This is a genomic window from Fibrobacter sp. UWP2 (assembly GCF_900141705.1).
GTDB lineage: Bacteria > Fibrobacterota > Fibrobacteria > Fibrobacterales > Fibrobacteraceae > Fibrobacter.
Map to the genome: position 1 here is coordinate 1 of NZ_FQYM01000036.1, position 22,743 is coordinate 22,743.

Sequence of the window (22,743 nt, forward strand, 5' to 3'; positions counted from 1 at the left end):
AAAAGAGCATGAAACTACTTGACAATGAAGCGCTAATAGCCTAGATTTACACCAGTTGGAGACCTGGATTTTCAACTAAAAAAGGGACAAATTCGAATCACAAACGTAAGTAGTATGCACATAAACCTTTGTTTCGCCCTGGTTTGTGCTTCCGCAAGTTCCTAAATATTCGTCCTTGTTTGCCGTTTTCCAGGAACCGTTTCGGCAAACATAAGGTGAAAACGAGAATGTCGTGTCCAAGGCAAAGGAATTTTCTTTGTCTGCAGTGCAAAAGCCAAAATGGGCTTCGTAGGTGTTGGCAGTGGACCAAGTGGAATCCTTGCAAATGTATTTGGTGCCGTTGTATGTCGAAATCGTCCCGGCGTTGTTTTTTGTACATGACCCCAGAACGTCATTTTTGGTTGCCGTAGACCACTGGTAATTCTTGCATACATAGGTATAGATGGAATCTGCCGTGGCGAGTTCGCCTGTGCGGGCGGCAGTGCAGAAACCGAACAGGGAGTCGTTGCGGACCGGTTTAATCCATTCGCTGTTCAGGCAAACGTACACTGTGGATTTGTTCACCCGTATGCTGTCCAGTTCCTTGGCGGCGGTACATTCACCCCCCAGTTGGTTTGCCGTGGGCACAATCCATTTCATCAAGGAGTCGCAATAGTACACTTTGTCGTCGTACCACACCGTATCGCCCCGGTTCGCCTTGGAGCAAATCCTGTTGAGTTTTTGCTCCATATCCGTGAACTCTCTTATGGAGTCGGACTTGCATATGTAGATTTTGTCGCCATAAATGAACTTTTGCAGTTCCTGGTTGCTGAGGCAGGTTTTTTGAACGGTATCCCTGATGACGGTCCACTCGTTGCCGGCGCAAAGGTAGGCCTGTCCTGTTTTTTCGACCAGCAAGGAACCTTGGTCACTGGAGCAGGTCTTGGGGATGTCCTTGACCTCCGCGACCGTGGAATCGGCCTTGGCGCATCGCACGCTGTAGAATCCCTTTGTGTCTACGGTTTTTTCTTCGGTGAACTTGGGCGAGGCGAGGTCGTAAGCGATGGTGAAATACCCTTTTTTGCCGCCTGCGGTAACGTAGTACCGCGCCTCGGTGGAGATTCCCGAGCATTTTTTGTCGGCGCCGCAGCTGCCCGCGGGCAAAAGGGAGAATCCCAGAGCGTCGGTGCCGCTTATCCCGCCCCCAGCCCAGACCTTTTTGGTTCGGATCGCTGCCGTCGTCTTGGCAAAGCCAAAAAGCGAGATCCACGCCTCGTAGGTCGCCGGCCTGAACCCGGTGGGGCAGGTGGCCTTGTCCGTTTGGTAGAGCCCGCCATACAGCATGCAGTTGTCTTCCTTGCCGTCGTAGCAGTAACTGTTGGTGTCGGCGCGCAGGTTCTCGGTAAGCCAGGTAAAACCGCCGATTTTCACGGTGCGGTAGTCCTTGCCCGAATTGGGGTCGGCGATGGCCTTGAAGCTAGACGAGGACTCGGGCTCGTCGGAGCCATTCTGCGACGAAGAACTCTTGTCAGCGTCTTTTTCGGCTTCGCTGGAGCTGGAAGTTTTTTTGCTGGACGAGGATTCCTCAGAATCGTCGTAAGAGGACGAACTCTCTTCGAGTTCCTCGAAGTCCTTCTTTAGGTTGGGTCCAAAGTCGTCGTCATCGTCGCCACAGGCGGACAACGACAGCATCATGGTACATGCCAACAACAGCACTCTTTTTTTCATGCTCAACCTCGTCTGTAGGAACCCGTACCCAAATACTTAATTTAATAAAAAAAGACCCTAAAAGGGTCTTTTTTTACGGGATAGACGAGGCTTGAACTCGCAACCTCCGGCGTGACAGGCCGGTGCTCTAACCAAAATTGAGCTACCACCCCAAATCGTCTCCGATTCTCGGTAGTGGGCGATAACGGATTCGAACCGCTGACATTCTGCTTGTAAGGCAGACGCTCTGAACCAACTGAGCTAATCGCCCGAAAGGGGTTACTTGTCCTGTTTTTTGCCGCCAAAGAGGATTCCGAGGGGAATTACCACAACGTAGGCAAGAACCAGGATAAGCGGTGCAACGGTAAGGCTGACCGGATTATCGGCCGGGCCAGTGGCGAGGCAAATAAAACCGATGACGAGCAGCAAAACGCCGATGCCAATAAGAATGAGATTCTTTTTATTCAACATTTAGCCAGTCCTTAAAGTTACGAGGCAAATATACAAAGTTTATGGCCGTTGTCAAGCGAATTTTGGCTTTTTTCAATGAAAAAATTGAAATATCATTTTCAGTTTTTCATTAGCTTCAAGCCAATTCATTCCACATTCCACACTTCACATCGAACATTTACTTTTGTCCGGGGTATTTCACACGAGTGTGATAGGTGCCGTCCAGGCTGTGGAGGAACGCCTTCTCGAGCTTGAACAGTTCGCGGATCGAGAGGTCGCACTCGCTGAACTGCCCTTCGTTAAAGCGCCCCTGGATGGTGTTGTGGATCATTGCGGCGAGACTCTCGGGGTTCTGGTCGCTCATGGAGCGGCTGGTGGCCTCGATAATGTCGGCGAGCATTAAAATGGCGGTTTCCTTGGTTTGGGGCTTGGGGCCCTTGTAGTGGTAGTCCTCTTCGTTCACCGTAGCGCCAGTCTGTTCGGCGAGCTCCTTTGCCTTCACGTAAAAGTACTGGATGAGCGTTGTACCGTGGTGCTCGGTAATGCCTGCCGAGACGAGCTCGGGAATCTTGTAGTCCTTGGCGAGTACGGCACCCTGTTCCACATGGCCCACAATGATCTTTGCCGACTGCTCGGGTTCCAGGCTGTTGTGCGGGTTCACGCCTTGCTTCTGGTTCTCGGTAAAGTACTCGGGGCGCATCGTTTTGCCAATGTCGTGGTAGAGCCCCATCACGCGCACAAGCAGCGAATTCGCGCCAATGCTGTCGGCGACTTTCTCGGCAAGGTTCGAGACCTGGATACTGTGGTGGAAGGTGCCCGGGGCAAGTTCAGAGATACGCTTGAGCGCCGGACGGTTGAAGTCGGACATCTCCATGAGGGTGAGCACGGTGGTGATGGCGAAAATGCGCTCGATCAAGTGGATGATGAGCACGGAGGCAATCGCCGTGCACGTCGTGATGTTGATGGTACCTACGATCATGGTCTGGTAGAAGGGCTCAAGGCCCATGCGGTTACGCAGCAGGAACATCACGCTGATGGCACCCGCCAAGGCGAAAATGCCCACGATGATGCTCCACACGAACTGCACGCGGTAACGCATGCGGGAGAGCGGGGCAATGAGGAGGGCGGTCACGCCAAACACGGCGACCGTCGCCGCCAGGTCGTAGCCGTTCAAAATGCCAAAGATCGCCGCAGAGAACGCAGAGAAGGCGAGCCCAATGCGGTTGTCGTAAAGCACCGTCGCTATCACCGGGGCGAAGGCGAACGGGTAGAGCCACATCATGTCGACGCTGTCGGGAATAATGGTTCCCTCAATGCGGCCGAGGTAGCCCGTGAGGTAGTGCACGCCCCAGAACGCCCCCAGCTGGAGTGCCACGAGCACGATCAGGCTCCACAGTTGCCGCGGCGAACGCAGCATCTTGGAGGATGGCGACATAAAGAAGAAGTAGAACAGGATCGAGATGACAATGAAAAAGATGAGCGCCTGGCCGTAGGGGGCCGTGAGCAGGCGGGAGTTCTCCTCTTTTTGCTGAGCCTGCTGCAGAGCCTCGATCTTTTCGAGAATCTCCTTGGTCACCGGGGCGCCCTGCGTCACGATTTCCATGCCGCGTGGCACCATGCCCTTGATTCGCGTGACCTTGTTGCGGGCGTCCTGCTTGCGCGCTTCGGTCTCTTTCTCGAGGTAGAACACGTTGGGGAGCGTAAACACATAAAGCACTTCGTAAAAGGCGCTCTGCAAGCCCTGTTCGGTGGGGAAGGCGCTCTGCAGCTGGCTAAAGGCTTCTTCGATGCGACGCTGCAGCGGCTGGATTGCGCTTGCTTCCAGCGTGTTCTCTTCGTTGTCCTTGATGAGCGAGACCGTCGGCTTGTTGTAAATGAGCGACTTCACGTTCTGGATGTTGTAGTTGTTGCTGAACAGCTGGACTTCGGTCTCGGTCTTGGCGAGGAGTGTGTTCGAGACGCCCCTTTCGAGCATGCGGTTAAACACTGCCAAAACGGAGTCGCGCGCCTTGGAGTTCTGGCTCAAGGGCTTGATGGCGGTAATGGAGAGGCGCTGTTTTAGGACTTCGTACAGCTTGGACGCCTGGTTCACCTTGCGCGAGACGGTGGTGTCGTACTCGTCGCTGTTGGCGTAGCTGATCTGCCCCTGCAGGGCTCCGTACTGCCCCAGCTTGTGCAAATACTGCTTGAGGTCGTCGCTAATGCGGTTGGTCTCGTCGGCGTTGAACTCAAAAATAGCGCTCACCTTTTCGGCGGCGCGAACGCGTTCCGCCTCAATCTCTTGCTGAGTCTTGGGGATGTCGAAGTTGATGGGCGAGATGATGGTGCGCGTACTGAGCTGGCCCAAGTGCGGGTGCTCGGCCTGCAGGGCGATGTTCTTGTCGGGGAACAGTGCGATAGCCATCGCCGTAATGATAATCCAGCCAATGATAAGGTGGATTTTCTTCTGCTTCTTTTTCATTTCTTCTTGTCCTTTTGCTCATAGGCAAGCAAAATGTCTTTGACCAGGTGGTGGCGCAGCACGTCGGTGGCGGTGAACTCCACCTGCGCAATCCCCTTGATGCCCTTCAATATCTTCATGGCGTGCATAAGGCCCGAAGTCTCCCCCTTGGCGAGGTCGACCTGGCTGGTGTCGCCCGTAATAATAGCTTTACTGTAGGGTCCGAGGCGCGTGAGGAACATCTTCATTTGCGCCATGGTCGTGTTTTGCGCCTCGTCCAAAATGATGAACGCCCTCTTGAGGGTGCGGCCGCGCATGTAGGCGAGGGGGGCGACCTCTATGGCGCCCGCCTCCTCGTAGCGGCGGAGTTTTTCTGCCGGGAGCAGTTCAGAGAGGCTGTCGTGGATGGGGCGCAGGTACGGGGCGATCTTCTCTTTGAGGTCGCCGGGCAAAAAGCCGAGTGACTCGCCGGCCTCGACTGCCGGGCGGACCAGGCAAATGCGTTCGGCCTCGTGGCGTTCGAGGCTTGCTACCGCGAGCGTCACCGCGAGGAAGGTCTTGCCGGTGCCGGCAGGGCCCTTCGCAAAGATGATGTCGTTCTTTTCGACCGCCTTCACCAGTTCGGCCTGGGCGGGGGTCTTGGCAGCGACGGCGATTCCAAAGCGGTTCCTAAAAATGGGCGTGTCGGGGATGGCCTCGCCATATTCCTGGGCATTCGGCCCAAGCAGACGCTCCACGTCGTTTGCCGTAAGCACCTCTCCGTTGCGGGCCCCCATCTTGAGTTGATCCAGCACCGAGAGCACTCCCGTCATGTCGGCGTTCTTGAGCGGCCTTATGTGCAGACCGGGCAGGCGAGTCTGTATTTCAACACAAAAACGGCTCTCCAGCAATCGGAAAACCGTTTCATTTTCTCCCGAAACGATGCGCTTCAGGTTATCGGATATGGAATAACGAGTTAATTCACTCATCCATTAATTATTCTGCAGCGGCCGGTTCGTCGTCAGTCGGACGATCAACCGGGATGCCGAGCTTGTTCTTGGCTTCAAAGATTTCCTTGCGGAGCTTGTGGTTCTCTTCGGTGATGTCCATAGCTTCCTTTTCGGTCTTTTTCAGCTTGTCTTCGTCAATGTGTTCCTTGGGAGCCGCCTTGGCACCGCCTTCAGAATATTCGGAATCGTCGCCATAGGAGGAATCGCCACCACCGGAGGAGCCGGCGCAAGCGGAGAATAGGGCAACGGTGAGAGCAGCGAGGATAAGCTTCCAGTTCTTTAAAAGAGACATTATTTTGAACTCCATTGTAGTCTTTGATGGCTAAAATATATATAGTTATTCCCAAAAAAATGTTAAAAAAGGTAAAAATTCCCGATGCAAACGCAAAAAAAATTGGTTCAGGCCTATTCTCAGGTCTTTATTTCGTCCAAAAAGTACGATTCCAAAGCAATTTATGCGAAAAGACGCCTTGCCATGATGAAAAAACTGGACTCCTTCGCTGTTTTTGCGGGCATGCCCGTGGAACCCGGGTGCGAGGAGGCCTTTGCGCAGACCTGGACCAAATTTGTACAGGAACCCGCCTTTGTGTATCTTACCGGGGTGAACCAGGCGGGCTGTTACCTGGTGCTCGACCCCAAGTCTAAAAAAGCGACTCTCTTTGTGCCCAAAAAGGACCCGTTCAAGGAGTTCTGGGTGGGCAAGCGACTGGGGTTCCTGGAAGGGGACCGCACTGTGTCCCAAACTACCGGCATCATGGACGTGCGCCCGGCCAGTGACCTCTGGAAGTTCGTCGCGGAACTTGCCGCCAAGTACGCAGCGCAAAAAAAGCCCCACGCCTACGCCTATTACTTCGAGAAGTTCGAGGGCGACCACAACAAAAAGTTCGCCTCCACGCTCGCCGGCAAGCTCCGCCGCTTCCACATGGCGGTCAAGAGCTGCGCGCCGCAGCACTTTGAAGAGCGCCTGGTGCTGGGCCCCGAGCGCGTCAAGGAGGCGAGGGTCGCCCAAGACGCCACCAACAAGGCGTTCCGTGCCATCCTCTCGCAGTTCAAGTCCTTCAAGAACGAGCGCAGTCTCTCGCTTTGCCTCAATTACGAGATGCAGCGCCGTAGCGACGGCGACCTCGCGTTCCCGACCATCGCTGCGGGCGGGGCAAACGCTTGCTGCCTGCACTACGTCAAGAACGACGAGCCGCTCCGCCGGGGCGACCTTTTGCTGCTCGACTTCGGTGTGCGGTTCGGCACGCTCCACAGCGACATCTCGCGTACCATCCCGGTGAGCGGCAAGTTCGACCCGCTGCAAAAACTGCTCTACCAGATTGTGCTGGACTCGGCGTTGGAGTACCAAAAGTATGTGAAACCCGGCGTCTCGCTTAAACAGATAGGGCAAGTGCCGTGGGAGTTCATTATGCGCGAACTCGAAACGCGCCTGGTGCAAAAGGCGAGGGGTGCATACAAACTAATGTACGACAAGCGTCCCCACGGGGTAAGCCACTTTATTGGCGAGCAAATCCACGAGGGCGACCCGGGTTCCCGCTCGCTCGACGTAGTCCTCAAGCCGGGGATGCTCATTTCTTGCGAGCCCGGGCTCTACGGCGAATTCACCGCGGTCATAGGCGGCAAGCGCTACCGCCAAAAGATCGGTATCCGCATCGAGGATGACTTGCTCATCACTCGGGACGGTTTTGAAAACATATCGAAACACATTCCGCGGACTATCGCCGAAATCGAGAGACTGATCGGGTTGGCTAATCGGGTGGGTGAACGGTAATTTTTCTAAATTCCTTTAAAAATCTAAAAAGGAAAGTTTAAATCATGTGGAAAACCAAAGGTGCCATTAGGTACTTTCTTTCGATTCTAGCAACGACTTTTGTACAGATGGGCGTCTTTCTCTATGCCCAAAAGATTTTGGCAGGGGCCTTCGCCGACGTGAACAGCGGACAGACCTGGCAGACTTTCATGCTCCAGATTTTCTTTGTGGCCCCTTACATCTTGATGGTCTGGTTCGCAGGATTCTTCACCAACCGTTTTTCCAAGAACAAGATTCTGGCGTGGTCGTCCCTCATGATGAGCCTCTTTGTCGTTGCCATGGCAGTCCTTGTGACGGTGGGCGTCCCGAGGGTCGCCTTCTGGCTTTCCATTGGGCTTTCTTGCGGCTTCGCCATCAATAGCGCTGCCAAGTACGCCATCATCAAGGAGATGTTCGGCGTCCGCAACATGAGCTACGCCAACGCCTTTTTGCAGATTTTCTCGCTGAGCGGCATCATCGCGGCCAGTTGGCTCGTGGTCGTGGGCGTGAACCTCATCGACATGGAAACCCTGGTGAGCTACGAGGCGGTCCACCACATTTTGGACCGTTCCGTGGTCATTCCCTGGATTCTGACAGGCGTGAGCATCCTGGGCACCGTGGCAAGCTTCCTGGTGCCCCAGGTCAAATACGCCGACAAGAACATCAACTTCAATACGGCCCGCCGCCGCCTGAGCCTTGGCTGGCGTCGTCCAACGCTGCGTGCCTCCATTATCGCGCTTTCCATGTTCTGGGCCATCGCCCAGGTGTTCCTCCTCATGTATCAGGACGTCTCCGGTTCGTCATCTGTAGACATGATGCAGAACTACATAGCGTTTGCCATCGTGGGCCTCATGGTTGGCTCCATAATCGCCGCCCACAACTCCAAGGACTTTATCGAGACCGGTTTCATCCCGCTGGGCATGATCGGCATGTCCATCTGTCTTTTTCTCATCCCCTTCACGGTTCATCCGGTAACGCTCATTATCTTCTACTCCGCGATTGGTTTGTTTGGCGGCCTGGTGCTTGTGCCAGTGAACGCCCTTTTGCAGTACAACACGCGTCCCAACAACTCCGGGTGGGTGCTCGCCTTCGCTAACATGATCCAGGCGTTGGTGCTGGTGTTGTTCCTCTTTATTTACTCGGCGATGGTACATTACACCAGCCTGCCTAGGGAAGTCTACTTCATCATCCTCGGTATTGTCTCCATTGCCGTGTTCTACTGGGCCATTTTGAATCTCCCGCAGGCGCTCATCCGCACCGTTTTGCGCCTGGTGTTCAGCCTCTACAAGATCCGTGTGCTCAACGTAGGCAACATTCCCAACGACGGTCCGGTGCTCCTGGTGGGCAACCACCACAGCTTTGTGGACTGGGCGATGGTGCAAATGGCGAGCCCGCGCCCGCTGTGCATCGCGAGCAACAAGGATCATTTCGACAAGTGGTACCTCCGCTCCATCCTCAAACGCCTGGGCATGATCCGCATCGACCGCCAGCATCCCGAGGACGCCATGGGCAAAATCCACGATGCGCTCCTCGCCGGCAAGGCGGTGGTGATTTTCCCGACGGGCGAGGTTTCCAAGTCCCCCCACGTGGAACCCTTCATTATCGACTACACCAAGGCGGTGGAGGGCACCGAAGCCCATGTCTTACCGTTCTATATCCAGGGCTTGTGGGGCAGCAACTACAGCTACAGCGGCTCCAACATGTATGGTGCTTCGGCCGAACGTGCCGTGACGGTCGCCTTTGGCGAGCCCATCCCGGCAAACACGCCTCCCAACGAAGTCCGTTCCATTATCCGCGAAATCTCCATTGACGCCTGGAACTACGCGGTCTCGTTCGTGAAGCCCGTTGGCGACAGCTGGATCCGCACTTACAAAAAACACGTCAAGAATGGTCCTGCCATTTACAGTCCCGACGGCAAGCATTTCTCGGGATTCAAGCTCATGGGCGCCGTGCTCGCCTTCAGCCGCCTCCTCAAAAAGAAACTGGGCAACAGGGAACAGGCGGTAGGCATCATTTTGCCGCCGAGCCCCGCGGGCGTCATCGTGAACCTGGCGCTTTGGCTTTTGGGCAAGACCAACGTCAACCTCAATTACACCTCCTCTGTAGACAACGTAAAGCATTGCTGCGACCGCGCAGACGTTGTCACGGTCATCACCAGCCGCCTCTTTATCGAAAAGCTCAAGGGCCGCGGCAACGACTACTCCAAAATCGCAAGCGACAAACTGCACATTTTGTATGCCGAAGACCTCATGAAGGAAATACCCAAGGCAAAAATCGCCTTCCTCATGATGTTCTGCATCGTGTCGCCCATTTGGCTCATCAAGTTCCTGTTCCGCAAGCGCGTGAGCATTAACGACATCGCCGCCATCGTGTTCAGTTCCGGTTCCGAGGGCACCCCCAAGGGCGTGATGCTCAGCCACAAGAACCTCATGGGCAACATCCAGCAGCTGGCGTGCATTTTCAACGTGACCAAGAACGACGTGATGCTCTCGGAGCTCCCTCTGTTCCACAGCTTTGGCCTCACCGTGACGACCCTCTTGAACCTCACCGAGGGTTGCCCCATCGTGGCGGTCGCGGATCCCACCGACGTGAAGACTATGGCGCGCGTGTGCGCCGAGTTCCGCGTTTCCGCCTTTGTGGCGACCCCCACGTTCTTGCGCGCCTTTACCATCAGCCGCTACGTTCACCCCATGTCGCTCAAGTATGTGCGTCTCATTATTGCCGGTGCCGAGGCTCTCCGCACCGAACTCGCCACTGCCTTCCGCCTCAAGTTCGGCAAGGAGATTTTCGAGGGCTACGGCTGTACCGAGACCGCTCCCGTGGCGAGCGTAAACACCGAGAACAACCTGCGCGGCGACTACATGACCATGCAGGTCAACAACAAGCCGGGCACCGTGGGCATGGCACTCCCGGGATCGCAGTTCCTGATTGTGGACCCCGAGACCAACGAGAAGCTCCCCACGGGCGAGGCGGGCATGATCCTCATTGGAGGCTGCCAGGTGATGGTTGGCTACCTCAAGGACCCCGAACGCACTCACTCCGTGATGGTCGAAATCGACGGCAAACGCTACTACCGTACCGGCGACAAGGGCTACCTCGACGAGGACGGCTTCCTCACCATCGTAGACCGCTACAGCCGCTTTGCCAAGCTCGGCGGCGAAATGGTCAGCCTGGGCGCTGTCGAAAAGAAGATTCAGGACACGCAGGTCCTGGAGGGGTGCGACTACGTGGTCACTTCCATCCCCGACGCGGCGAAGGGCGAAAAGATCGTGCTCGTGTACCAAGGCGAAAAGGATGAATCCACTGTGGTTTCGGAACTGCGCTCCAGCGGTATGCCGCCCCTCATGATTCCCTCGCTCGCCATGAACGTAGAAGCGGTTCCCAAACTCGGCACGGGCAAGGCGGACTTTACTACCGCAAAGAAGATGGTCATTGAAATGTTGGCGAACAAACGATGAACGGACTGACTCCCATACGCACTGTGCGCCTTTTGGCAAGCCTCATCGCCTTGTTGGGCATGATCCTGTTGTTCATGGAACGGGTGCTCTCGTACCTCTTGAAGACTGCCCAGGTCGCCGTGCAAATGGCGGTGGAACGCTACAGCAACTTCACGGGGCGCATGGCGCTCGAGAACTTTAGCGAAGACCGCACCCTTTACGCTATGGTGCAGGAGGCGCAAAAGATGCTCCCCTCGGCGGAGGCCGCGCTGGTGGTGATCCTAGTCGTGGCGATTGCCCTGATTGTGGTGGCGGCGCTTGCGCTTGCATTGCCGAACCAGTTTGCGCATGTGCTGGTTTCATTGAAGCTTTTAAAATGGGAGACGGGCGAGGAGGTTCCCTCGGGTGGGGCCAACCTGCCTCAATACATGAACAAGGTCGGTATCGTCGTCATGGCCGTGATTGGGGCTGCCCTGGTCGTAGGCTTTGTGACAAAGAGCTGTTCCGAGTCGTTGGCGGTCGCTAAGATTGATTCCGCGTCCCAGGAACTTGCAGAGAACGCCCTGGTCTACATCAACGCCCAAAAGGCGTACTTCGCCAAAAAAAAAGCAGTGGGCGGTCCCAAGGCGCTGCAACTGCCCGACTCCTCTTCGAGCGACCACTTTGAATACAAGGTAACGGCAAGCCGTTTTTTCGCCGTCGCCAAAGACGCCATCGGCGATTGTCCCGCGGGCTCCAAGTGGACAGTGTCCTCGGGTACTAAGGGGTTCTTTACGCAGGAGTTGACCCTTTACAGGGCAGCCCCCAAGGACACGAACTGTGTCAAGATTCTGCCCGGCTTCAAAAACCTCGGGCGCAATATGCCCAAAAGCAGGTCTTAAATTACTGGTAGCCCATTTTGGGGGAAATCTCTGTATTGGACACTATTGTGTAATATAAATTACAAAAATACCGATAGAAAGTTATATTTTTACACATTTACATAACTTTCGTGTAAATTTTTTTATTTCCTCAAAAAACGATTATAAATTAATATACGTTGGTTTAATAGGGAGTATCATAATGAAAAAAATGGTTCCACTCGCAATCGCCGCTTTTGTCGGCGCAAGTTTCGCCGCCGATATCACATGGGTGCCGCAATGCGCCAGTAACGGCTTTACGCTGATCGCTGAATCGGAGCACTTCGAGGTCTGCAAGAAGCCCACGACCGACGACGGGCAGGCGAATAACGTTTCGATTCCGAATGCGGATGCGCAGGGCGTGCTCTCGTCGCTTGAGAAGGTTTTCTCGTTCTATATCGATTCGCTCGGCTGGATGTTGCCCTTCCCGAAAAGCCCGGATAAGAAACTCAAGAGCAACATCTACGTGTTCGACAATTCCGTGATGGCGGCGCTCTACGGCGGGCAGGACTACGTGAAGGGCCTGAACAATGAATTCGGCCCCGGAATGTGGATAGGCGTGGGTTCCCTCAAGGATTACTGGGGTACGTCGCATGAGTTCGCACATGGCCTGCAAGGGGTTGCGGGCTGGATGGGCAACAACAGCCATTCGGGCTGGTTCGCCGAAAGCCATGCGAACTGGATGGCCCACCAGTACAATCCGAACGACGCCCACTGCGCCGAATACCTCATCAATTTTCCGTACCTGTATTACGGTTCCACGCGCGATCGCTATTGCAACTGGCAATTCCTGGAACACTTGAAAGAGGAATTCGGTGGCGGCTACAAGGGGGCTCACGAGGTCAACCGTATTTGGATGGAATCTATCCGCGACGGGGAAGACGGCCGCATGGAACAGACGCCGTTTAGCGCGATGATGATGGTTTACGGCTGGACGCTCGACAGCCTGAACCAGCAGTTCGGCAAGTTCGCGATGAAGAATGCGACGCTCGAGTACGCACCCGCGAAAAAGGCCTTGTACAAGAAGTCCTGGGGCGATTACGAATTCAAGACTCGTCGTGACGCAAGCTGGGGCGACAACTACCGCAGGCACCCGCGCGTGACCATGCTGAACAAGATTCCGTGTCCGGACCAGGCTCCGAGGGAAGGCGTAGAAGAGGAATGCCCGGACCAGTACATCTCCCCGAGCTACTGGGCACCGCAGCGTTGGGGCTACAACCTCGTCCGCATCTATCCGGAAAAGGCGGGGAAGGTGATGGTCAAATTCCGCGGCATCGTGCAAGACAAGCCGACAGTGATCGGCTATAAATGCTTTGGCGACAATACGGATTACTACAAGGGAAAAACGTACAACTGGTGCAATTACGCGCCGGATAAACTGCCGGACCCCGCCTCGGGTTGGACGGTCGGGCTAGTCGCGGAGGGCGCGGACGGGACGCCCCGCTACAGCGAGATGAAGCATGGCACGGGATTCAACCTGGAAATCGAGACGAAGGATAGCGACAAGGCATTGTGGCTGGCTGTCACGGCGACCCCGACCGAGATGCAGACGATTCTCTGGGACCAGTTCTACTACAGCATCTACCGCTACCCGTACATGATTGAGGTCGAAAACGGCGCTCCCGAGGGCTACAACAAGGATTTCTGGAAGCCCGCGAATGCAAGCGGCTACAAGCAGCATAGCAACGGCGGTGGCCTCGTGAGCAGCAAGGCGAAAGTCGATGCGAGCGTGTACGTGGGCCCCGACGCGGTCGTGAACGGCGGAACGATTTCCGGAAACGCGCGAATCGAGGATTTCGCGGTCATTAACGGCGGGACGATTAGCGGGAACGCGACTGTCCGCGGGCGTGCGCTCGTAACTGCGGGAACAATCTCCGACGATGCCGTGCTCGAAGAAGACGCCTGGCTCGTGAGCGGCACGATCAGCGGGCACGCGAAGGTGGGTGCGATTTCGATTATCGTGAACACCACCGTGACGGACTACGCGCAGGTTTATGGCGTGATGTGGGCGGTAAACGGCAAGAAACTTTCCGGCACGGCCCAGCTTCGCGGCGACCTCGAGAACAACTTCACGAAGGAACTTACGAAGGGCGTGTTCTACGGCATGGTCGACGACGGCATGCTCAACAATGCGAATTACGGCGCAAACCTCACGACGCCCCCGACCGACGCGACCGCGAGCATCGACAAGGCCGTATGGTATGCCGTAGCCGACGATTCGACCGGCTCGGGTACAACGTCTATCGGGGCATTGCCATACAAGCATTCTCTTGGTACAAGCGAACCCAGGCTCTACTTCGACAAGAAGGAGCAGGCGGTGTTTATCCGCTACAAGAAAAACGGACGCGAGTATCTCTACCGCGCGACAGGCCGCAAGAAATAAGGAATTCCTTGTATACGAAAAGGCCCCGGATTGCATCCGGGGCCTTTTCTGTTCTGTGAGATCCTTCGACTTCGCCTGATTCTATCGCGCTCCGCGCTCCAGAATGACAGGGCTCCGCTCAGGATGACTCAACTACGGCAACAGAGTTGCCTAGTTTCGTTACACCTTCGGGAGCTGGGCGAGGCTCTTGGCGATGTCTTCATCCGTCGGGATGTAGTCGCTCATTTCGCCGTCGTTGAACTTCTGGTAGGCGACCATGTCGAAGTAACCCGTACCGGTAAGGCCGAACACGATGTTCTTGGCCTGGCCGGATTCCTTGCACTTGAGGGCTTCGTCGATCGTCGCGCGGATGGCGTGGCTGGATTCCGGAGCCGGGAGGATGCCTTCGGTCTGGGCGAAGAGCTTGGCGGCTTCGAACACCTTCGTCTGCTCGACGGACGTTGCACGAATCACCTTCTGGTCGTAGAGTTCAGAAAGGATGGTGCTCATGCCGTGGTAGCGCAGGCCGCCGGCGTGGTTGGCAGACGGGATGAAGCTGGAACCGAGCGTGTACATCTTGGCGAGCGGGCAGACCTTGCCGGTATCGCAGAAGTCGTAGGCGTACTTACCGCGAGTGAAGCTCGGGCAGCTTGCCGGTTCCACAGCGAGAATATCGTAGTCGGCTTCTCCACGGAGCTTTTCGCCGACGAACGGGCTCACGAGGCCACCGAGGTTGGAACCACCGCCGGCGCAACCGATGATGAGGTCGGCCTTCACGCCGAGCTTGTCGAGGGCGGCCTTCGTTTCGAGACCGATCACGGACTGGTGGAGGAGCACCTGGTTCAGCACGGAACCGAGAACGTAGCGGTAACCCGGCTGCTTCACGGCGGCTTCCACGGCTTCGGAAATGGCGCAGCCGAGGCTACCCGTGGTGCCCGGGAATTCGGCGTTGATCTTCTTGCCGATGTCGGTCGTCATGGAAGGCGACGGGGTGACGCTTGCACCGTAAGTGCGCATCACTTCGCGACGGAACGGCTTCTGTTCGTAGGAGACCTTCACCATGTAGACCTGGCAGTCCAGTCCGAAGAAGGCGGTGGACATCGAAAGTGCCGTGCCCCACTGGCCAGCACCCGTTTCAGTGGTCACGCCCTTGAGGCCCTGCTTCTTGGCGTAGTAGGCCTGAGCGATGGCGGAGTTCAGCTTGTGGGAGCCCGAGGTGTTGTTGCCTTCGAACTTGTAGTAAATGTGCGCCGGAGTGCCGAGGGCCTGTTCCAGGAAGTAGGCGCGGACCAGCGGCGACGGACGGTACATCTTGTAGAACGTGAGAATGTCTTCGGGAATTTCGAAGAAGCGGGTGTCGTTGTCGAGTTCCTGCTTGATGAGTTCGTCGCAGAACACGGGCTGCAGGTCTTCGAAGGTCACCGGCTTGCCGGTACCCGGGTTCAGGAGCGGTGCGGGCTTCTTCTTCATGTCGGCACGCACGTTGTACCATGCCTTCGGGAGTTCGTTTTCGTCGAGGTAGGTCTTGACCGGACCATCAAGCTTGAGCGAGTTTCTCATAATTTTATCCTTTGTTTGAGCGATTGCAATATACCTATATATGCGCATAATGGCAACCTGCTTTGCGAAAAACGGGGCTTTGTCGGGCTTTTTACATAAATTGTCGGAACCCTAGTTGACATTCAAAAAAATTAAATTATTTTAAATAAATACAGTTTTTTCCATTTTCGCATTCGCAGGTACGATTTATGGCAATACACGACAACCTTCTCTCTGGGCAGTTCTCTCCGGTCGGCGAATCTCTCATCGATCACTCTCTTTCGGCAACGGACAAAATTATGCCGTTACATCCGGGCAACAAGCGCCCTAGAGTCCACCGAGCCCCCAAAAAAGTGGGTCTCAAGAAGAAAACGGACGCATGATTATTGCAAGATTGGCCCCGGGCACTCCCGGGGTTTCCCATTTATTTATGCAAAAAAATACCCCCAACATATCAATGTCGGGGGAGGTTTGGATAAACGCTGAAGGCTTCTCTCGTCTTACTTAAACAGATTCTTCATCTTCTCAAGGAAGGATTCTTCCTGCGCGGTTTCCTTGTCGTGCCTGAGTTCCGCGAGTTTCTGGTAAAGTTCCTTCTCTTCGCGGCTAAGGTCCTTCGGGATATCCACGCCGATGTTCACGTAGAGGCTTCCACGGTCGCCGCGCTTGTTCAGCGGGTACAGGCCCTGTTCGCGCAGGCGCAAGATGCTTCCGGCCTGAGTGCCGGCCGCAATCTTGATCTGCACTTCGCCACCGTCCAGCGTCGGGATTCGTTGCGTTCCGCCAAGCACCAGCTTGTGGACCGGCACCTTGATTTCGCAGTGCAAATCGTCGCCTTCGCGGCTGTAGAAGTCGTCGGGCTTTTCGGCAATGACCGCCAGCAAGTCGCCGCAGGCACCGCCGCGAGGCCCGCAGTTGCCTTCGCCACGCAGGTTCAGGTACTGGCCCTCGGCAACGCCCGCCGGAATCTTGATGGAAATCTCTTCGGTTTCCTGCACACGGCCCTCGCCGCGGCAATGCGGGCACGGTTTCGCGATGACTTCGCCCATGCCGTTACAGGTGGGGCAGGCGCTCTCCGAGACCATCTGGAAGAAACCGCCAGACACGCGGCGCACGCGCCCCGTACCCTTACAGGTATCGCAAGTCTTGATGTCCTGGCCGCCCTTGCCGTTACATTCCGTGCACGGCGTGTAGCGTTTCAGGCGAACCTTCTTGGTGCAGCCCTCGAAGATTTCCTTGTAACTGAGCGCCACCTTGATCTGCAAGTCGTTACCACGCGGAGGCCCGGCCTTGCGACCGCCACGACGGCTACCGCCAAAACCACCGAATCCGCCACCGAAAATGTCGCCGAACTGTGAGAAAATGTCGTTGAGGTCGAAACCAGCGCCACTGAATCCGCCGCCGCCAAAGCCGCCACCGGGGGCGTTGAAGCCGAACTGGTCATACTGCTTACGCTTCTCGGGGTTGCTGAGCACGTCGTAGGCCTCGGCAGCCTCCTTGAACTTCTCTTCGGCTTCCTTGTCGCCCGGGTTCTTGTCCGGGTGGTACTTGATGGCAAGTTTCTTATAGGCGTGCTTGATCTCGTCTGCACTCGCGTCCTTGCCGACGCCTAGAACTTCGTAATAATCTCTTTTTTCAGCCATTTTGCGCTCGCTCATTTTACGCAAAAAGGATTGCTCCCTAAAAGAGAGCCAATCCTTTTTATTTTGCGGCAGGTCTGGATCCGCCGCGCATTCAATTAGTCAACTACTTCCGCGTCAACGACTTCCGGGCCATCGCCCTTCTTGTCGTTCTTCGGCTGTTCAGAAGCACCCGGCTGCGGACCCGGCTGAGCCTGGTTTGCACCGGCGGCCTGGGCCATGGAGCTGATCATGCCCTGGAGCTTGTCCATAGCGGCCTTGATCTCTTCCTTGGTGCCGTTGTCCTTCTTGGCCTTGATGTCGTCGATAGCAGCCTGCAACTGGCTCTTGGTATCGGCCGGGAGCTTGTCGCCAAATTCCTTCAGCTGACCTTCGGCCTGGTAAGCCATCTGTTCGGCCTGGTTCCTGATGTCCACGAGTTCGCGCTGTTCCTTGTCCTTGGCAGCGTTGGCTTCGGCATCCTTCACCATCTTGTTGATTTCGTCTTCAGACAAGCCGCTGGAAGAAGTAATCTTGATGGACTGTTCCTTGCCGGTTTCCTTGTCCTTAGCAGACACGTGCACAATGCCGTTCGCGTCGATATCGAAGGTCACTTCGATCTGCGGCACGCCACGCGGCTTCTTCGGGAGGTCGGTCAAGTCGAACTTGCCGAGCGTACGGTTGTCGCGAGCAAATTCGCGTTCGCCCTGCAACACGTGAATCGTCACGGCAGGCTGGTTGTCTTCGGCGGTAGAGAACACCTGGCTCTTCTTGGTCGGAATCGTGGTGTTACGGTCGATGAGCTTGGTCATCACGCCACCGAGAGTCTCGATACCCAAGGAAAGCGGGGTCACGTCGAGGAGCAACACATCCTTCACGGAGGAGTCGCCGCTAAGCACGGCACCCTGGACGGCGGCACCGATAGCCACCACTTCGTCCGGGTTCACAGTCTTGTTCGGTTCCTTGCCGAAGAACTTCTTCACAGCTTCCTGCACGGCCGGGATACGGGTAGAACCACCGACCAGGATCACCTCGTCGATTTCGCTCAGGGAGAGGCCGGAGTCGGCGATAGCCTTGCGGCAGGGTTCCATGGAGCGTTCCACCAGGTGGGCGGTCAGCTGGTCAAACTTTGCACGGCTGAGCGTGAGGTCCAAATGTTTCGGGCCCGAAGCGTCGGCAGTGATGAAGGGGAGGTTGATGTTCGTGGAAGTCGTGGCAGAAAGGTCGATCTTGGCCTTTTCGGCGGCGTCCTTCAAACGCTGCAGGGCCATCTTGTCCTTCTTCAGGTCGATGCCCGGATTGTCCTTCTTGAATTCGTCGTTGATCCAGTCGATAATCACTTCGTCGAAGTTGTCACCGCCGAGCATCGTATCGCCGTTGGTGGCCTTCACGCTGAACATGCCGTCGTCGATTTCGAGGATGGAAATATCGAACGTACCGCCACCGAGGTCATACACGGCGACCTTTTCGCTCTTCTTGGAGTCAAGACCGTAGGCAAGGGCTGCAGCCGTCGGTTCGTTCACGATACGCAGCACTTCGAGGCCGGCAATCTTGCCCGCGTCCTTCGTAGCCTGACGCTGGGAGTCGTTAAAGTAGGCAGGGACCGTAATCACGGCCTGCGTCACCGGCTGGCCCAGGTAGTCTTCGGCAATCTTCTTCATGGTCTGGAGAACCATGGCCGAAATCTCGGGAGGAGCAAACTGCTTGTCGTCCACCTGCACGCGCACCGGATCGGAACCCGTGCCCACCAGCTTGTAGGGCATGTTCTTTTCGGCAGCGGAGCATTCGCCGGCCGTACGGCCCATGAAACGCTTGATGGAGTAGATAGTCTTTTCGGGGTTGGTGATGGCCTGACGCTTTGCCACGTGGCCCACCAGACGTTCGCCGTTCTTGCCGAAAGCGACAATGGACGGGGTGGTGCGGAAACCTTCCGCGTTAGCGATCACGACCGGCTTGCCGCCTTCCATCACGGACACGCAGCTGTTGGTCGTACCAAGGTCAATACCGATAATCTTGCTCATAATGAGTCTCCTATTTTTAAATTCTTGCCGCCCGCGAATCAATCTGAACGGGGCGATTTTTTACGCCCATACATAAGCAAAACCCGTGCCAAATGCTAATAACTGGCAAAAAACGGCCATTTTGTTTCGTTCTGAAACAAGAAAAACCCCTAAACCGGGGCAAAAAAGGCGTGTTTCATATTAAAACACTCTGTGTAGGAGGGGAGGGGGAGGCATCCCCCTGCCTTCAGCCTTGCCCCTCTTTGCGTCGTTCAAGAGCGTTCCTTTTCACGTCACCCTGGAGCGCAGCGATAGGGGCCAGGGCAAGTCTTCCGTCACCCCCTCGTGCGGGCGCTCGCCGCCCCGCAACGCCCCGGCATCTCCTTTTCTATCCGAGAAAGGCGAGTTTATCAAAAGCGCTCCGGCTTGTCTTGGCATAAAAAAGAGCGAGTCTTTGTCAAGATTCGCTCCGTGTGAAATCAGGTGGCGCTTATGCGGCTACTTATTGAAATTTCTGTTCCTTATAAACATCAGGCCAAAAGAGGATGTTTTCAGGCCAACCATGAGAGTTTCTCTTAATAATTGATGTCTTATTTTGTATCTACGCTATTTTTAATACACCTAACAGAAAGTCCGGTTGCTTTATACGTATCGTCCACATAAACATATCCATCGTTTTGCTTAAAAACCGCCGTATAAGACTCATATTCACTTTTTGGCATAGAAGACCATAAATAGGTCATACTTCCTAAAGTTAGATATTTTGGTGACGAAGCATTCCAATTACTATAACTTCCCGCATATAAAAGGGAAAAACCAAACGCATCCGTGCCATTAGGCTCCGATGTAGCAAGCAAATCCTTCCAATAATTCTTTGGACTGTATTTTTTCACATAAGCAACTAACTCAGATAATTCCGATGTATCCGGCAGATGCCAACCACTAGGGCAAATTCCTTGACGATTTTCCATATCTAAATCAGCACACCCTTCTTCCATATATCCACAATCGCTTTCTAGTGTATCTATAGCAGCAGTCCATTGATACAAACGACCGTATTTATCACAATTTGAGTCATCATTATTATAGCACCAAGAGCCCCCCTGCAAATTTGGAGAAGCAACACTATCCGAGTAGTTCAAATTTTCAGCCATCCATTCTTGCGTCCCCATAAAGACCGTTTTATATGTCTTTCCATCGCGCTCATCATATAATTCACCATAAATGCACTTATCCTCAGTTGATGTCTTACATTTACCCACAACTGTAAGGCTACTTGAAGACTCCATAACTGAACTAGATGAAACTATTGATTCGGATGAACTGCTTTCCGCAACGCTTGAAGAGGATTCCACAGCAGATGACGAAGACGGCACCTCGCTAGACGAACTTTCAACCGACGAAGAGGATTCCGCCACGCTCGAAGAACTCTTTTCCGACGAAGACGACTCTGCGACAACATCCGAAGAACTGCTGCCAGCCGCCCTCTCGCTCGATGACGACATTTCGCCCTTGCCGCTGCTGCTGGACTCTACCTTGCCGGAACTCGACGAATTTTTTCCGTCGCTGGAAGAACTGCCGCCAACCGCCTTCTCGCTCGACGAAGACCCGTCCGACTCCGCCGACTGCGGAGCCTGCCCTGAACTAGTCGACGGGCTCTCGGTGACACTCGATGATGAACTGCTGCCAAGGGCAACATCGTCGCTGGAGGAGGAGAGGGTAACCTCGCTATCCGCAGGCCCCGCCGGGGAATCGCTCGAACCATCGTCCCCGCAAGCATTGCCAAGCAACGCCGCCACCACAACCATTCCCCCCAGAACAAACTTCTTCAGCATAAAAAACCTCACCCCTAAATATAACCCAAAACCACCCCAAAATCAACCACCCCGTGACCCAACACACCGGATTTCACCCCATACCGCAAGGCTTGTCGCTTGTATAGGGATGAGTTATAAGTCTGATTATCTGCACCCATATGTGCAAAATTTGCACATATGAAATCCTTTTCCATTCACCCTCTTATGACATTAGGAGAGGATGGGGGGGCTTCCCAAAATTGATTCGCAGGGTGTTACCTTTTTCCATAAAAAATGCCCCAAAAATTGCTTTTTTCAAAAATCAAGTATCGTTTTCAAAATTTAGGGACTTTATTTCGTCTTTGAAATACTGCAAAGCGGAATACCGAATTACCGGTTTATCGAGATTTTCCCCAGTTTTTATACAATCGAGATAATACTTCAAGAACGCCCGGAACCGCGCTTCGATCGTTTTCATATTGTCGTGCATTTCGATGAATTCCGCATGGTCGATAACCGCATCCTTGCCGATATCCCGTTCAGTCACAACGACTGCTTTTGAAAAATCCAAAGCAGGAATTTTCCCTTCCTTGCTTAGACTGCGTCGGCCAGATGTCGAAAAGAAGAAACAGTGCGATATTTTACCAAGTTTTGGACGGTGTGCGCTGGTGCGAAATGGAACGGCAAGGTGAGCGCCCCAACCTGGATAACCAGCACGAGATGGGGCCTTTCCTGCTTGCTTAATATTTCAGCATGGTCCTTATGACGTTCAAAAAACTCGGCGTTTAGCCTGACAAGAGAATGATTTTCTAGCATATTTTCCTCAAAAAAAAAACGCCGTCTTTTATACTTTCATATAAAAAACGGCATCAAATTGGTCTTTCTTTTTTATCTCAGGCAGCGACCTACCGCCCTGTTTCATCAAATTGGTCTTTCTTTTTTTTCTCAGGCGGCGACCTACCGCCCTGTTCTGTGCTTAATATACAAAAATTTCTCTGACAAAGCAAGTGAAATTTCGAAAAGGCTCTAAAAACGCAAAAATCCTCCGTAGGGGAGGTCTGCACAAAAAGGGCCTAAAATTTCTTCCTTACGTCTGCAGCATAAAGCCACCCGCCTTGCTCGGCGGATCGTTCGCCCTCGGCAAGAGCCTTCTGGAGTTTCATTTCTGATTGAAGAAAGTTTGCATATTCCTTTTCGAAAGCCACTTTCTGCTTCGGGTCATCCATAATTCTATCAAATGTCGATGTTGGTTTTATCATGCTTCAAATCTATTTTCAAATTATCCCATTGTCAAGAGATTGATTTTATCATAAAAAATCTTGCATTTGTGCGGGCAAATATGTATGTTGAATGACATGAACAAGCCCGAAAACTCCGCCAAATGGTCAAAAGAACGCTTCGATGCAGAACTTGAGAAAGGCTACAATGACATGCTAAACGGCCGCACCCGCCCTGCCGCGATGGTCCTTTCCGATGTCAAAAAGAAATACAAGAAAATCGATCCACTGGTCTAGACTATGCTTCATGTGACTGACGCGAAATATATTGGCGATTACAAGATATCCGTCGAATTCAACGACGGATGCCGTTTTGTCGCTGAGTTCGAAAGTGTCGTCAAGTCGGACCATCGACCCATCGTGCAGAATTTGTCCCTTTTTTAGTTGAAAATCCAGGTCTCCAACTGGTGTAAATCTAGGCTATTAGCGCTTCATTGTCAAGTAGTTTCATGCTCTTTTC

18 protein-coding genes and 2 tRNA genes are annotated in these 22,743 nt (G+C 54.3%); 6 read left to right on the plus strand and 14 right to left on the minus strand.

What is annotated here, in order from left to right; translation table 11 throughout:
• Nucleotides 1-75 precede the first annotated feature (75 nt).
• The 7 genes from BUB55_RS12320 to BUB55_RS12350 all read right to left on the minus strand — a co-directional run bounded on the left by BUB55_RS12320 (nt 76) and on the right by BUB55_RS12350 (nt 5,857).
• Nucleotides 76-1,707: an FISUMP domain-containing protein gene (locus BUB55_RS12320; protein ID WP_083597016.1), complete on the minus strand. Its 1,632-nt coding sequence runs from the start codon at nt 1,705-1,707 to the stop codon at nt 76-78.
• Nucleotides 1,708-1,783: 76 nt separating this feature from the next.
• Nucleotides 1,784-1,859, minus strand: a tRNA-Asp gene (locus BUB55_RS12325).
• Nucleotides 1,860-1,882: 23 nt separating this feature from the next.
• A tRNA-Val gene (locus BUB55_RS12330) sits at nt 1,883-1,957 on the minus strand.
• 8 nt (nt 1,958-1,965) lie between these two features.
• Nucleotides 1,966-2,157 (minus strand): hypothetical protein, encoded by a 192-nt coding sequence (locus tag BUB55_RS12335; RefSeq protein WP_073191932.1) that lies wholly within the window; start codon nt 2,155-2,157, stop codon nt 1,966-1,968.
• Nucleotides 2,158-2,314: 157 nt separating this feature from the next.
• Nucleotides 2,315-4,597: an HD family phosphohydrolase gene (locus BUB55_RS12340; protein WP_073191935.1), complete on the minus strand. Its 2,283-nt coding sequence runs from the start codon at nt 4,595-4,597 to the stop codon at nt 2,315-2,317.
• A complete protein-coding gene (locus tag BUB55_RS12345) occupies nt 4,594-5,544 on the minus strand; it encodes a PhoH family protein (RefSeq protein ID WP_073191937.1) in 951 nt (316 codons plus the stop codon). Before BUB55_RS12345 ends, BUB55_RS12340 begins: the two co-directional genes overlap by 4 nt.
• Before the next feature lie 7 nt (nt 5,545-5,551).
• Nucleotides 5,552-5,857 carry a hypothetical protein gene (locus BUB55_RS12350; RefSeq protein ID WP_073191939.1) on the minus strand — a complete coding sequence of 102 codons (306 nt, stop codon included), beginning with the start codon at nt 5,855-5,857 and terminating at the stop codon, nt 5,552-5,554.
• 84 nt (nt 5,858-5,941) lie between these two features.
• Between BUB55_RS12350 and BUB55_RS12355 the strand changes: the two genes are divergently transcribed.
• From BUB55_RS12355 to BUB55_RS12370, 4 genes are all read left to right on the plus strand, one after another.
• Nucleotides 5,942-7,336: an aminopeptidase P family protein gene (locus BUB55_RS12355; RefSeq protein ID WP_073191941.1), complete on the plus strand. Its 1,395-nt coding sequence runs from the start codon at nt 5,942-5,944 to the stop codon at nt 7,334-7,336.
• A gap of 107 nt (nt 7,337-7,443) precedes the next feature.
• Entirely contained in the window at nt 7,444-10,812 is a 3,369-nt protein-coding gene (locus tag BUB55_RS12360; RefSeq protein ID WP_234971930.1) for an MFS transporter, read from the plus strand.
• On the plus strand, nt 10,809-11,672 hold the full coding sequence (locus tag BUB55_RS12365) for a hypothetical protein (RefSeq protein WP_073191945.1): 864 nt from the start codon (nt 10,809-10,811) through the stop codon (nt 11,670-11,672). Before BUB55_RS12360 ends, BUB55_RS12365 begins: the two co-directional genes overlap by 4 nt.
• A 181-nt stretch (nt 11,673-11,853) precedes the next feature.
• Nucleotides 11,854-14,073, plus strand: coding sequence for a DUF6055 domain-containing protein (locus BUB55_RS12370; RefSeq protein WP_234971931.1), 2,220 nt, complete (start codon nt 11,854-11,856; stop codon nt 14,071-14,073).
• A gap of 159 nt (nt 14,074-14,232) precedes the next feature.
• On the opposite strand, the gene BUB55_RS12375 is transcribed toward BUB55_RS12370, so the two are convergent.
• The 4 genes from BUB55_RS12375 to BUB55_RS14315 form a co-directional block, all read right to left on the minus strand.
• Nucleotides 14,233-15,612 carry a TrpB-like pyridoxal phosphate-dependent enzyme gene (locus BUB55_RS12375; protein WP_073191946.1) on the minus strand — a complete coding sequence of 460 codons (1,380 nt, stop codon included), beginning with the start codon at nt 15,610-15,612 and terminating at the stop codon, nt 14,233-14,235.
• A 479-nt stretch (nt 15,613-16,091) separates the two neighbouring features.
• The gene (gene dnaJ / locus BUB55_RS12380; protein WP_073191953.1) at nt 16,092-17,234 is read right to left on the minus strand and encodes a molecular chaperone DnaJ; all 1,143 of its coding nucleotides are present in this window, start codon (nt 17,232-17,234) and stop codon (nt 16,092-16,094) included.
• A gap of 95 nt (nt 17,235-17,329) precedes the next feature.
• Nucleotides 17,330-19,231, minus strand: a complete 1,902-nt coding sequence (dnaK, locus tag BUB55_RS12385) for a molecular chaperone DnaK (protein WP_073113914.1) — start codon at nt 19,229-19,231, stop codon at nt 17,330-17,332.
• A 569-nt stretch (nt 19,232-19,800) separates the two neighbouring features.
• A complete protein-coding gene (locus BUB55_RS14315; RefSeq protein WP_073191948.1) occupies nt 19,801-20,499 on the minus strand; it encodes an FISUMP domain-containing protein in 699 nt (232 codons plus the stop codon).
• On the opposite strand from BUB55_RS14315, the gene BUB55_RS14320 reads away from it, so the two are divergent.
• Nucleotides 20,435-21,208, plus strand: coding sequence for a hypothetical protein (locus BUB55_RS14320; RefSeq protein WP_159431991.1), 774 nt, complete (start codon nt 20,435-20,437; stop codon nt 21,206-21,208). The genes BUB55_RS14315 and BUB55_RS14320 overlap by 65 nt on opposite strands.
• A gap of 120 nt (nt 21,209-21,328) precedes the next feature.
• Here the strand turns inward: BUB55_RS14320 and BUB55_RS12395 are convergent, their stop codons facing one another.
• The 3 genes from BUB55_RS12395 to BUB55_RS14330 all read right to left on the minus strand — a co-directional run bounded on the left by BUB55_RS12395 (nt 21,329) and on the right by BUB55_RS14330 (nt 22,232).
• Complete coding sequence (locus BUB55_RS12395) at nt 21,329-21,577, minus strand: hypothetical protein (RefSeq protein WP_073191950.1); 249 nt, start codon at nt 21,575-21,577, stop codon at nt 21,329-21,331.
• A 23-nt stretch (nt 21,578-21,600) separates the two neighbouring features.
• Nucleotides 21,601-21,822, minus strand: a complete 222-nt coding sequence (locus BUB55_RS14325) for a hypothetical protein (protein WP_073191952.1) — start codon at nt 21,820-21,822, stop codon at nt 21,601-21,603.
• A gap of 257 nt (nt 21,823-22,079) precedes the next feature.
• Nucleotides 22,080-22,232, minus strand: coding sequence for a hypothetical protein (locus BUB55_RS14330; RefSeq protein ID WP_159431992.1), 153 nt, complete (start codon nt 22,230-22,232; stop codon nt 22,080-22,082).
• 129 nt (nt 22,233-22,361) lie between these two features.
• Here BUB55_RS14330 and BUB55_RS14335 point away from each other — a divergent pair, with 129 nt between their 5' ends.
• On the plus strand, nt 22,362-22,520 hold the full coding sequence (locus tag BUB55_RS14335) for a hypothetical protein (protein WP_159431993.1): 159 nt from the start codon (nt 22,362-22,364) through the stop codon (nt 22,518-22,520).
• The last annotated feature ends 223 nt before the right edge of the window (nt 22,521-22,743 follow it).